The organism is Rhizobium sophoriradicis (assembly GCF_003939025.1).
GTDB classification, from domain to species: domain Bacteria; phylum Pseudomonadota; class Alphaproteobacteria; order Rhizobiales; family Rhizobiaceae; genus Rhizobium; species Rhizobium sophoriradicis.
Genome location: NZ_RQIH01000020.1, coordinates 14433 through 27514, shown reverse-complemented (window position 1 = coordinate 27514; position 13082 = coordinate 14433). Strand labels below are relative to the sequence as shown.

The window sequence follows — 13082 nt, the reverse complement described above, 5'->3', positions numbered from 1 at the left end:
GATCAGTTCTCCTCTGTGTCTGGGGATGCCAATGGCGGAGCGGCAACCACTGCATCAGGCTTCTCAGTCTCCATGCCATTGCCGAGGGCGCTTAGCAGTGCCGAATCCGCGAGGAAGTGGGTGAGCAACTCTTCGGCACCGTTCTTCCCGTCCATATAGGCCAGCAGATTGGAGAGCTCCGTTCGCGCCTCGAGCAGCCTGCTAAGGCTGTCGACCTTGCGCGCCACGGCCGCCGGCGAGAAATCTTCGAGCCGCTCGAACGTCAAGTCGACAGCGAGTTGGCCTTCTCCAGTCAATAGGTTCGGCACCCGCATCACCACCCTGGGCCTCAGCGATCTGAGCCGATCATCGAAATTGTCGATATCGATCTCCATCATCTTGCGCTCCGCGACAGGGGCAAGCGGCTCGGCAGCATTGCCGGCGAGGTCGGACATCACGCCGACCACGAAGGGAAGCTGAACCTTCTTCTGAGAGCCATAGGTCTCGACGTCGTATTCGATCTGTACACGAGGCGGACGAACCCGCGCGATGAACTTTTGACTACTCGCCTTTGTCATGTGTTCCACTCTCCTGATAGGGAAGATTGCGCACGTCACGTGCCCTCGCCGACCGCCAGACCGGCAATCGAACGGTATTGGGCAACCCCTTCTGGCGCCAACTCTTTGATAAGAGCCATGAAGTCCTTCGAGACAAGTCGCTGCGCGCGCTCCAGGAGGGCTGGCAGCGGGCTCGCGGGCTCATTCACCTGGTACCAGTGGCAAATGCGGCCAAGAATTTCGACAACGTCATCGCGGTTGCGGATCACTTCGGGGTAAGAGGCCTCGCTAGAGTCTGGCAATGGAGATGCCGGGGCTGCAGGCTGGGCCCTTTTCCGATGGGCGTCGACCAGATCCTTGGCCTGGGTGAGTAGCACTATCAGAGGGTCGAATCGAACGGCCTCGTCACTCGCGACGTGCTGCCGAACACTCGCGTCTAGATGGGTGGCGGCTGCCAGGCTGGCGTGGAGACCAGTGCTGATCTGCTCGAGCTGCAGTGGATCGGTGTCGATGAAGGCGTGCTCGATGGTCGAACGATCAATTTCCGTAGATTGGGACCGTAGCGCACCAGCCCAATCGCGGAGCGTAAAAGTCCCGAATTGCCTGGAGGAGGTGAGTGGAACTTGGCGTATTTCTGCCAAGAGCCCGGAGAGATCGCAGAGGCTCGCTAGAGCGTTGAGGCGAACGGTCTGATCTTCGTCATCTTCTGGATCCGGTCGCGGATGTAGCTCTGACCAGTAGAGCTCGACATAGGCCGCGAGCAGCTCAAGCCCCCGACTTAGACCAGAGAAGCCGAACTGACTGAGGGCGGATCGTGTGAGCAAGATGCCGACTCTTAGATCCTTAGTGCGGGCAGAAAGGTCGAGGCCAAGCCGCCACACCTCTGTCCAATCGGGAGCCTCCCCGGTGGCGATGGAGTCGCCTATCTGCTGGTGCGGCTTGCCATGCGACGCTATCTCCAGCTCCAGGAAGCTCAAATCGTAATCGAGAGCATCCCCGCATGCGTTGCCGTCGCTGATCGGTTTTAATAGATGATCCGCATCGAGCATGACCCAAATCCCAGTTTTCCCGACATAAAAGATCGTCGCGCCTCTGTTTCTCAATGTTTAGCAATGAGCAGACGCGATTGCTCATGCACAATCGACATTCGTATATGTCGTGAATGCTTGGGGCGTGAATGCCGCCGCTTCGGATCTTGACGCAGCTATGTGCTGCTCAGGCGCGAGGGACACCTTGTGAACAACAAGAAGCTCTTCCGGGTCCATCGGGAGGAGAAGCTCACGATGCGCAAGCGCCGTGGCCGGAAACAAGCGAAAGGCAAGCGTTGGTGTTGATCCAGCTGGCTGCCAATGATCGTTGGTCGCTGGACTTCGTGTCGGATCAACTCACCTATAGCGCGGGTTCAGGCTTCTGATGGTCGTGAGGAAAGCCGGACTCTCGTCGCCGATACTTCGCTCTCCGGCCTGCGGTCGCCTGTGGACTGGATCGGGTTATCGAGGAGCGTGGCAAGCCAAGCACTCTGGCCTCGGCTGACTAACCCTGCAGAGTTCGCCCAGATCGTCAACCCGCGACGTGATGCAGTGCTGCGCAGCCGGAATGGTCTCCGCACCTAAACCCGCCGATGCCGCCGCAGATGCGCAACCCACCGCTGGAGCGAACCCCAAACTGGATAAACTTGACGGTACAAGCTCAGCCAGATTGAATTGACATCGTCGGGCAGTCGTTGCAAAGGGCAACCTGCGGAGTACCGTTGGAAACGTGAGCCTGAAGGCCTCCAACTACAAAGTCTTCGCGCGGCCGCCTCCGCGCCAGTTGCTGCATAAGGTGGATGGCGTCCTCGGCGATCGCTCTTGGGGGTGTCGGCGCGCGGACCCTCATCGAACGAGCGGCCAGCCGGCGGGTCCATCGCGCGTGCAGCGACCCCGGCGTCAGTGGTAGAACGGCTCGAGCACTTCAACGGCATATATCTCCTGCGCTCCGCCGGACCGCCGCACGAGGCATATAGGGCGACAATCTGGATGAGATCCGTATTGACCGCATGTAACGATGCTCCCCGAGATTCGCACGTTGCCTCATTCATTTTGCTCCCAGTTGGAGCGAAGGAGTGGGGTGCGGAGATGGCGGGGTTTCGCAGCGGCCGGCCTCCTTCGTGAGCGCCATTGCCGTTTTCGACGGAAGTCTGAAGTTTAATAACCATCGTCGCGGTATTTACTTTTGACAATGGGTGTGATGCGGCTTTGCGTGATCTTCTAAAAAGAATCGAGTCCCGCCGCCAATCTCCCGTTCTATCGCGCACCTATCGCATCCCAACGTGACTGTCGACCCTGCTTCCATTAGTCGTGCAGGGCAACCACGCGGTCTCTCGTGCAGATCCCTGCGATTTCGAATTGACGGACACCGACCCCGTTTGACGGTCGTGGAGTGCACGCACTTAGTCACCCTAGCCGCCCGCGCACTGCAACCCCGCTGTAGCGATCCTTCTACCTCTATGCTAAAGAAAGTTTTGGAAAAACTTGCCTCCTCGCCATCGTTCGACGGCGGCCTTGGCGCCAATCTTGCGAGGAGCGGGCTGATGGTCGCAGCGGCATGCGAGCCGACATTCTGCGATCCCGACCGTCGAAGACGAGGTCGCTCTCGGCGTGTTAGTCAGCCGGAATGCGCCCGCCGTCGTGCCCCTAAATATCGATCTCGAGCCAGGTATTGGCCTCCAGACTGAAGAAAAATTCGGCGCTCTCACATGCTCATGCAATCCCGTGGTGGACAACCAACGCACATGATGGTGCAGTTCCTAGGGAATGTGGTGATGAGTCGTGAGCCGTCCTATATCACCTTGAACGCTGCCCTCCTGGCTATCCGTTTCTTCGAGGCACCCACGATTATGGCGGCATCGGCGGCGCTGAGATCGGGATGGGCCGCCTTCAGTGCGTCTGCCCACGCCCCCTTGCTCTGCCCCGGCAGCTGCGGTGTCTGCCTAGCGATTTCGTCCAGCCTCGCCTGGTCCTGGGCCGACACCGTCTGGAACGCCGTCCTCACGGCGATATCGCGCCTTACGGCACCCACGACTATGGCGGCATCGGCGGCGCTGAGATCGGGATGGGCCGCCTTCAGCGCGTCCGCCCACGCCCCCTTGCTCTGCCCCGGCAGCTGCGGTGTCGCCGCCTTGATCTCGTCCAGCCTCGCCTGATCCTGGGCCGACACCGTCCGGAACGCCGCCCTCCTGACGATATCGTCCCTAAAGGTGCCCACGATGGTGGCGGCATCGGCGGCGCTGAGATCGGGATGGGCCGCCTTCAGCGCATCGGCCCAGGCCGCATTGCTCCCCCCCTGCCGCGGTGTTGCCGCCGCGATTTCGTCCAGCCTCGCCTGGTCCTGGGCCGACACCGTCCGGAACGCCGCCCTTTTAGCAATATCCTGCTTTATGGCACCCACGATTACGGCGGCATCGGCGGCGCTGAGATCGGGATGGGCCGCCTTCAGCGCGTCCGCCCAGGCCGCCTTGCTCTGCCCCGGCAGCTGCGGTGTCTGCCTAGCGAGTTCGTCCAGCCTCGCCTGGTCCTGGGCCGACACCGTCCGGAACGCCGCCCTCCTGGCGATTTCGTCCTTTAAGGCGCCCACGATTGTGGCGGCATCGGCGGCGCTGAGATCGGGATGGGCCGCCTTCAGCGCGTCCGCCCAGGCCGCATTGCTCCGCCCCTGCCGCGGTGTCACCGCCGCGATTTCGTCCAGCCTCGCCTGGTCCTGGGCCGACACCGTCCGGAACGCTGCCCTCACGGCGATATCGTCCTTTAAGGCGCCCACGATTGTGGCGGCATCGGCGGCGCTGAGATCGGGATGGGCCGCCTTCAGCGCGTCCGCCCACGCCCCCTTGCTCTGCCCCGGCAGCTGCGGTGTCTGCCTAGCGATTTCGTCCAGCCTCGCCTGGTCCTGAGCCGACACCGTCCGGAACGCCGCCCTTTTAGCAATATTATGCTTTACGGAACCCACAATTATGGCGGCATCGGCGGCGCTGAGATCGGGATGGGCCGCCTTCAGCGCGTCCGCCCACGCCCCCTTGCTCTGCCCCGGCAGCCGCGGTGTCTGCCTAGCGATTTCGTCCAGCCTCGCCTGATCCTGGGCCGACACCGTCTGGAAAGCCGCCCTCCTGGCGATAACCCGCTTTACGGCGCCCACGATGGCGGCGGCATCGGCGGCGCTGAGATCGCGATGGGCCGCCTTCAGTGCGTCCGCCCACGCCCCCTTGCTCTGCCCCGGTAGCTGCGGTGTCTGCCTGGCGATTTCGTCCAGCCTCGCCTGGTCCTGGGCCGACACCGTCTGGAACGCTGTCCTTTTAGCAATATCCTGCTTTACGGCATTCACGATTATGGCGGCATCGGCGGCGCTGAGATCGGGATGGGCCGCCTTCAGCGCGTCCGCCCACGCCCCCTTGCTCTGCCCCGGCAGCCGCGGTGTCACCGCCGCCATTTCGTCCAGTCTCGCCTGGTCCTGGGCCGACACCGTCTGGAACGCGGCCCTTTTAGCAATATCCTGCCTTACGGCACCCACGACTATGGCGGCATCGGCGGCGCTGAGATCGGGATGGGCCGCCTTCAGCGCGTCCGCCCACGCCCCCTTGCTCTGCCCCGGCAGCTGCGGTGTCTGCCTAGCGATTTCGTCCAGCCTCGCCTGGTCCTGGGCCGACACCGTCCGGAACGCCGTCCTCCTTGCAATATCGTCCTTAAAAGAGCCCACGGTTATGGCGGCATCGGCGGCGCTGAGATCGGGATGGGCCGCCTTCAGCGCGTCCGCCCACGCCCCCTTGCTCTGCCCCGGCAGCTGCGGTGTCGCCGCCTTGATCTCGTCAAGCCTCGCCCGGTCCTGGGCCGACACCGTTCGATACGCCGCCCTCCTGGCGATAACCCGCTTTACGACGCCCACGATTACGGCGGCATCGGCGGCGCTGAGATCGGGATGGGCCGCCTTCAGCGCGTCCGCCCACGCCCCCTTGCTCTGCCTCGACTGCCGCGGTGTCTGCCTGGCGATTTCGTCCAGCCTCGCCTGGTCCTGGGCCGACACCGTCCGGAACGCCGCTCGATTGACGAGATCGCCCGTTGAGGCCCCCACGATTATGCCGGCATTCGCGGCGCTGAGATCAGGCGCCAACGCCTGCGGCCTTTGAGCATATAACGTCTGCCTGCGGCTGGGCCTGGGATCTGCGTCCTTCTCAGTAGTCCGCCTCTTGCGCCCGCCACCGGTCGGATCGCTGGGCTCCGCGGGCACCTCGGACATGGCCGAATGCTCCTCTCTTCCACCCGGCACCTCGGTGGGCCCGGCAACCGCTGAGGCTTCTAAATTCCCAAGGCCATGCAGCCCCCCGCGCTGAGGGCCAGTCTCCAGCGGCTGGCCCTCGACGAGGTGAATAGTGCGATCGGCATTATTGTATTCATCTGTTGTCCTCGTGAGGTTGAACGCGGTCTCTGCCGGGACGACCGGAACTCTCGTCAGTTCCGTCATGTCAGCCATCATTTGCGGGGTTTGTTCTTCAGGGCTTTGAAGCTCGGTCGGCGGGCTTGGCTGGTGGACGCTTAGCCTTTCCACGTAACGCAATACAGAATTCTCTTGCCAGATGTCGTCCGAATTGAAGTTGTCGGCCACTTGATCGACACGCGCCACTGAAGACTGCGCTTTTTGATCCGCTGGGTGCCGGCCCTCATCCGGCCGCGAAGAGCACTGCCCCTTAGTCCGAGGGTCCCTGTCAACCATGCTCACCCCCCTGGGATATGGCCTTCAGGAAACAAGGGGTCAGCTGTCGAGCACCGACTGCTGACGGAAGGTCAGAATTTATCAGGGGCTCAAGCGACTTAACCAGAGTGCAAGGGGCGCGACTGCGACCATCGACCGCTCCAGCTTGCCGAGCCTCGTTCAGACGCCGCTTAATCACCGTGGGTCCCGTTTTTTGCTGTTGTGGCATGGGGCGGCTCTGCGGAATCGAGCTCAGGTGACGGGAGGCCGGCAGATCCCGAAGACATGGCCAGGCCGTTGATAACTGGTAGCGTAAACGCATCATTGCAGCAGAACCTCGAAAACCACGGAGAAGAGCCCGCGATTCAAACTAGCGCAGTCCCGGTATTGGGTTGCATGCACAGGTGATATGCTCGCATCCGGTTAGTGAACGGCTATGGCGCAGCTCCTGCGTGAACCCATAACAACAGCGGCGATCCTTCGAGAGATGCAGCGACGACCCGTTCTCCAGACCGGAGGTCCGCGCTTGATGTGGCGATCGGCACGGATTGCTATCAACGCTGACGGCCGCCGGTGCCGCGCAAGCCGGTTACGACGAAACATCGACATGATCTCTTCTATGGTGGGATTGGCCCACCGATACCTGGGTAGTGGCAACTGTCGCCAATTGCGGCGCCAGTGAGGTCGGCCTTCGTCTTCGAACTCCTTGCTGGCTTCCGCTAAACAACGCGGCCTTATCACAAAAGGCTGGGAGATTTAACGATGATCCCGGCATCCGGACTTCTGCGCATTGCCGGCCGGTAATAGCGCGAAAGACTTGCAGCAATCGCAGCGCCGGCGGCAGCCGTGACTAGTATCCGCACTGCCTGGCCCGTAACAATGCGCTGTGACCAGCGGAAGCCGATCTCGTGGAAAGACAAGGCATGCTGCGGGCTGATATGATGAAAGACGCCGGCAATGGTGCGGCGGACCCGGGCCTTGAAACCTCCCACCGAGTGGACGGCGACTTGGACGAATTCGCGGCTCGAATGCTTTACGTTCTCATGCGTAGCAAAGCTCTTGCCAATCGCCATGAACGCCTCACCGCCCATCAGGCAGGTTGCGGTTCGATCCCTTTCGCCGTCGCGCGCCCTGCATGTATCGAAAGGCCTTTTCGGCCCCGTCCAGGCGGTAGACCGTCCGGATCCATTCTCGGTCGCTCACCGAGATGAAAACGGTCGATCTCCACCGTGCCATCTAGCATGTGCTCGCGCGCCAACATGAGGCGCAGCGCATATCCCATTCGCTAGCTATTGGGCATCACCAAATGTGGAAATGCCTATCTTCGCCGCATGAATGATCCATGCCGCCAGGGCTGCTATCCCGCACCTGGCGCGAACCGGGACTGCAACCGGTTCGTGGATCGTGTCCAGGAGGTGGTTGTCTAATCGCTAAGCTGGTCGTCAAGGCGCTTTAGGTGTTTGGTCCCGGCATTTGATGGTGCAATATTTTCCTTGGCATGGAGGGAAGCACTATGGGCCAGGTTCTACACGGGAGCGCCACGACGACAGAGGCAATCCGTCGAGCAATACAAAATAGTGAAGAGAGCCTGAGAACGCTTTCGAAGCGATACGGGATCAACCAGAAAACCGTGGCGAAATGGAAGAAGCGGACATCGTTGGTCGACCTTCCTACAGGCCCAAAGGACCCGCACTCGACGACCCTTTCCCTCGAAGAAGAGCCGTTATCGTCGCCTTCCGCCGGCACACGTTGCTGCCGCTCGATGATTGCCTCTACGCTCTTCAGCCGACCATTTCATATCTGACGCGTTCGTCGTTGCACAGGTGTTTGCAGCGCCACGGCATTTCACGTCTGCCGGAGGTCAGAGGCGACAAGGAGCCGAAGAAGAAGTTCAAAAGCTATCCGGTCGCTTACTTCCACATCGATATTGACGAGGTGCAGACGGCCGAGGGCAAGCTCTATCTCTTTGTCGCAATTGACCGAACATCCAAGTTCGCGTTCGCGGAACTCTACACCAAAGCCGGCAAGATGAATGCCGCTCAGTTCTTGCGCAATCTGATCACGGCAGTGCCCTACACCATTCACACCGTTTTGACCGACAATGTCATTCAGTTCACCAACCGAGCTTGTGATCGAAATGCCTTCCAGCACATCTTCGATTGGGTCTGCGACGATCACAGCATCGAGCATCGCCTGACCAAGGTGAAGCATCCCTGGACCAACGGACAGGTCGAACGGATGAACCGAACGATCAAGGAGGCGACCGTCAAGCGCTTCCACTACGACGATCATGCGCAGTTGAAAAAACATCTGGCTGACTTTATCGACGCCTACAATTTCGGGCGCCGGCTCAAGACGCTAAAGGGCCTTACGCCTTACGAGTTCATCTGCAGACAATGGACTTTGGAGCCGGATCGATTCATCATCGACCCCATCCATCAAATGCCGGGACTAAACACCTAGGGGCGGCGGCGCGTGAAGACGATGTTGGCGGCGGCACTGCCTCAGCGTATTCAGGAACATTTTCGACGAGGCAATGCGCATCACGTGTCACCTTGCCTGTTGCGCTGCTCTTTTGGCCCCGTACTTGCGGCGCCGGCTCTCAAGGCTTCCGGGCGGTCATTTGCGAGATTCATCCCGTACGAGTGACAGGACAGGCGAATTGGCGCGTTGTAGGTCAGTGTGAACATGAACGACCAATAAGGCTCTGAGGGCAACGGGCTACTGAGCGACAGTCTAGATGAGACCCCTTGCTTGTCGCGCTGCAAGGGGGCTCATGACCAATCCTGATGAGCTTCGGCGCTTGCATATCTGAGCTGTCCCGACACGCGATGCCCTTCTACCAGCGCATTGTTGGATATCAGATGTGCATGCAAGGGGGCAGTGAAGCTCTGCTACTTTTACGGAGAAAGCCGTTCTGTCAGGTGGACGCGAGGCGAGTCTTGAATGTCGTGGAATAATAGGGTCGTCTGGTCGGAGGGCTTGTTCCTCCGCCCGCAGCATTTTCAGCAGGCCGATCGTCACGTCGAACAGCTGGTGCGCAGCAGGACGGCGGTTTTGCATGGGTACGGGTGGGGTATCAGCGAGCTGCGGCTCAATCGAGAGCTGCTTGGTCTCGGAAAGATCGCCATCGAAGCGGCTCGCGGCGTCTTGGAGGACGGGATGCCCTTCAGTATTCCTGACGAAGCCAACCAGCCAACTCCCTACGACGTTCCGCCGGATTTTCGAGATTCGCTTATTCACTTGGCGGTACCGTTTTATCAACCCGGCGCTCTTGAAACCGACGCGCAAGCGGGAATTGACGTACCTATCCGCTTCGCAGTCTCCACTGAGGATGTTGTCGACACCAACGCTGGCGAGCGAGGCAGCGCCTCCATCGACGTAGCGAGGCTGGATTTTCGATTGCTGCCGGACGCGGCAGACCGGTCTGGCTACACTTGCATCCCAATCGCCCGTATCATAGAGGTCCGGGCCGACCGACAGATCATTCTGGACGAAACGCACGTGCCGCCAACCCCCGACTGCGCCAGCTCCCGGGTCCTCTCGAACTACATCACTGAGATCACCGGCCTGCTTCACCATCGTGGTGAAGCTCTGGCCACTCGGGTCTCTCAGTCGGGAACGAACCGGGTTGCAGAGCTCGCGGACTTCCTTCTGCTGCAGGCGATCAATCGGTACGAGCCGTACTTCTGCCACCTGTCCAAGGCCGCCGTTGTAAATCCGGAATCGCTGTATGTTGTCATGCTCCAGTTGGCGGGTGAACTAGCCACGTTCGCCCGCGTCGATAAACGTGCCCCGACCCTTGGTGTTTACAAGCACGACTCTCTCGCGGAGGCGTTTTTGCCAGTGATGCAGTCGATCCGGGCTTCGCTGGGTGCAGTGATTGAGCAGACTGCGGTCCCCGTACCGCTGCAGCGGCAAAAATACGGTGTCCATGTGGCTGAGGTGGCCGACCGCTCTCTCTTTACGACCTCGAGCTTCGTGCTGGCTGCTCGGGCTGATATTGAGGTCGAGCGCCTCCGGCGCGAGTTCCCGTCTCAGATTAAGATCGGCCCGGCGGAGAAAATCACGGAACTCGTCAATGTCGCACTGCCCGGCATTATCATCAATCCCCTACCGGTCGCGCCGCGTCAGATCCCGTTCCATGTTGGATTCAGCTATTTCGAGATCGATCAAAATAGCCGCTTCTGGAAGGAGATGCCCCAATCCGCCGGCTTGGCGCTGCACGTTGCTGGCGACTTCCCAAATCTCGAAATGGCTCTCTGGGCCATCCGAGCCGGACAGAACCCACATTTGAGTTAGCCCACCAATGCCCCTCACGCTACGTGTACACAGCAAAAGATGTAGTTTTCCGGAATATCTCGTGCCGGGCGACGCGGCTGGTGGACTGACTACCAGCCGAGCAGGCAACAGCCTGGTTCTGCCGGATGATCAACAGATGGTCTCGAAATCCCACTGCTCAATCGAGTGCATGGCACGGCGATACGTACTGATCGACCGAGGCCGCGACGACACATGTCAAAATGACGAGGCGGTGCCGCTTCCGTCAGAGGCGCCGGTCGCCCGGAAAACCAGCGATTTTATTCAGATCGGCGCCTATAGGACCGATGTCGTCGCGGTGTCGCCTTCGATATCCATTGCGGAGAGTGCCGCCGAACCGGAGGGACAACTTGCAGCGACAAGTGAGGAGTTGAGTCTTCTTGGCCCCCTCGAAACGGCCTCGTCGCTCCTGGCGGGCAATTGCACCCGGGGTGAAGAAGCGCTGCTGGACCTGAGGGACGGCGAGTTCCTACCATTGCCGTTCTTAGGCACTCGTTTAGACGCGCTGGCGGGCATGATGAGAAGTCCGTGGGATATCTACGCAGACAGTGTGCCAGATCGGGCCCCCATCTTGACGCAACCCAAGGTGGAGCAATCATCTCGCCAAGAATCATCGAGCGGCGGTCACGGCTTTCCTTGCCGCCTGCGGCTTATCATTGGCAGATGTCCGGAATGCCGGCATCGTAAGCGTGCTGGATCGTGCAGGGAAAATGCTTCTGTATTCCGCCGCGCTGCACAGCATACTCTCCGAGCGAGAGCTGGCGAACAATTATTCAGAAATAAGAGTTCCGACGAAAAAACCCTGAGTCTCGTTCCCGATGTCGGTGAGGCGTTGCTCGCAGTTCTGTGCAATGACTCCAGCGGGTTCCTCCGCGGAGACCTGGCCGTTGAGCAAGCCTTCACCGACCGTGGGACGCATGACGTGTCATTCGCGGCTGTGCAGAAGGCTCTGTCCAGCGTTCGTGCACGCTTGTCCCTAGCAGGGATCGAGAAGGCGATGGGGCGGCCCCGTTCCCTTTTGCACCGCAACCATAAGGCGCGAAACCGGAGCGCGTACGTGCGCGTCTTCAATGACGTCGTATCGAGCATCGAAACCGATTTGCTCCGGAGCTTCGGCGCCGACTTCGCGCGCCCAGTGCGAGAGCGTAGTCGACCCGCCCGCCGATCCCACGATGAGAGCGTCCGCTCCGAAGGGAAGTGGGCGGGTTGATGATGGTGATTGAGGAAACGATGCCAAAATCCCAGCCACTCGTCCTCCTTCACGCCGAGGAGCAGTTGGCTGTCCCTTCGCCGTCATCGCCAGTGGCGGACGAACTTACCTGGGAGATGCTTGCGCTCGACCGACTTAATCCACTGGTCGCGGCCGCGGCGGCGCTGCTGGGTCTCAGCGCTCAGCTCAAGAGCAGTGCTAGCCATATCGACGTTGAAGCACTGCGCCTTAGGGTGCTGCGGGAGATCGATGCTTTTGAGCGTCGGATCACGCCGCTCGGATTGCCCTCGCGAGCGATCAAGGTCTGCAAATACGCCCTCTGCGCGACCATCGATGACATCGTTCTGAACACAGCCTGGGGCAGCAACAGCGTCTGGACGACGCGCAGCTTGGTGGGATCGCTGTTCAGCGATACCTGGGGCGGCGAGCGCTTCTTCGATCTGCTGACGCAATTGAAAAATGAACCGGCCATCAATATAGAACTGCTGGAGCTGCTCTACTACTGCATGAGGTTGGGCTTCGAAGGCCGCTACCGCGTCACTGCGGGAGGAGCCGCAGAGCTCAGTGTGCTGTGCGAAGACGTCTACCGCCTGATCCGAGCAGCCCGTGGTGACTTCGAGCGCGAACTATCCCCGCACTGGCGGAGGAACTCAAATAATCCGAAGCCACGCCGCACAATCGTTCCAATCTGGGCCGTCGTAGCGTTTGGGGCAGGATTACTCCTCTCGATCTATACCGGACTCCTGCATGCATTAAATGCCCGCGCCGACGCTGTCTTCAACGATATCGCGACATTGCCGCCGAACGGCGTTGTCAGATCGGCGAGAATCGCATTGCCACCAAAGGTTGTTATGAGCAGCGACCGACTGCGTAACTTCCTCGAGCCCGAAATCCGCGAAGGGCTTGTCACTGTGTCCGAGGACCCACAGCAGATCGTCGTTATCATTCGCGCCTCCGGGATGTTCGATTCTGCTAGTCCGGAAGTGAAGAAAATGTTCCTGCCGCTTCTTTTACGAATTGGTCGTTCTCTGAACGGTGAGTCGGGATCGGTCCTCCTGACCGGGCACACCGACGCCATTCCGGTGCAATCACTCGCCTTCCCTTCAAACGATTCCCTTTCGCTCGCGCGTGCGAGCGCAGCTGCCGAGATTATCAAATCCATGATGGATGACCCAGGCCGCGTGCGAGAAGAGGGCAGAGGGAGCGGAGAACCGGTCGCTTCGAACCACACGCCCGAGGGCCGCGCGCGGAACCGTCGGATTCAAATCATCATCACAAAGACACAATGAAGACAAGCC

General features: G+C 60.4%; 6 protein-coding genes and 3 pseudogenes. 5 read left to right on the top strand and 4 right to left on the bottom strand.

Annotated elements, in window-relative coordinates:
* Positions 1–2 precede the first annotated feature (2 nt).
* Together tssB and tssA are read right to left on the bottom strand one after the other, a co-directional pair.
* On the bottom strand, positions 3–557 hold the full coding sequence (gene tssB / locus EFR00_RS27765; RefSeq protein WP_064842668.1) for a type VI secretion system contractile sheath small subunit: 555 nt from the start codon (positions 555–557) through the stop codon (positions 3–5).
* Between the two features lie 35 nt (positions 558–592).
* Complete coding sequence (gene tssA, locus EFR00_RS27760; protein WP_064842670.1) at positions 593–1585, bottom strand: type VI secretion system protein TssA; 993 nt, start codon at positions 1583–1585, stop codon at positions 593–595.
* A 93-nt stretch (positions 1586–1678) separates the two neighbouring features.
* On the opposite strand from tssA, the pseudogene EFR00_RS33720 reads away from it, so the two are divergent.
* A pseudogene (locus tag EFR00_RS33720) lies at positions 1679–2064 on the top strand (IS3 family transposase); the annotation flags it as partial.
* A 1292-nt stretch (positions 2065–3356) separates the two neighbouring features.
* Here EFR00_RS33720 and EFR00_RS27745 read toward each other — a convergent pair.
* Together EFR00_RS27745 and EFR00_RS27740 are read right to left on the bottom strand one after the other, a co-directional pair.
* Entirely contained in the window at positions 3357–5636 is a 2280-nt protein-coding gene (locus EFR00_RS27745; protein ID WP_125864868.1) for a hypothetical protein, read from the bottom strand.
* A gap of 1355 nt (positions 5637–6991) precedes the next feature.
* A pseudogene (locus EFR00_RS27740) lies at positions 6992–7539 on the bottom strand (transposase); the annotation flags it as partial.
* Positions 7540–7767: 228 nt separating this feature from the next.
* Here EFR00_RS27740 and EFR00_RS27735 point away from each other — a divergent pair.
* From EFR00_RS27735 to icmH, 4 genes and pseudogenes are all read left to right on the top strand, one after another.
* A pseudogene (locus EFR00_RS27735) lies at positions 7768–8717 on the top strand (IS481 family transposase).
* Between the two features lie 483 nt (positions 8718–9200).
* The gene (tssK, locus tag EFR00_RS27730; RefSeq protein WP_064842673.1) at positions 9201–10556 is read left to right on the top strand and encodes a type VI secretion system baseplate subunit TssK; all 1356 of its coding nucleotides are present in this window, start codon (positions 9201–9203) and stop codon (positions 10554–10556) included.
* A gap of 61 nt (positions 10557–10617) precedes the next feature.
* Positions 10618–11784, top strand: a complete 1167-nt coding sequence (locus tag EFR00_RS27725) for a type VI secretion system-associated FHA domain protein (protein ID WP_077991407.1) — start codon at positions 10618–10620, stop codon at positions 11782–11784.
* The gene (icmH, locus tag EFR00_RS27720; RefSeq protein WP_012489524.1) at positions 11784–13073 is read left to right on the top strand and encodes a type IVB secretion system protein IcmH/DotU; all 1290 of its coding nucleotides are present in this window, start codon (positions 11784–11786) and stop codon (positions 13071–13073) included. Before EFR00_RS27725 ends, icmH begins: the two co-directional genes overlap by 1 nt.
* Positions 13074–13082 lie beyond the last annotated feature (9 nt).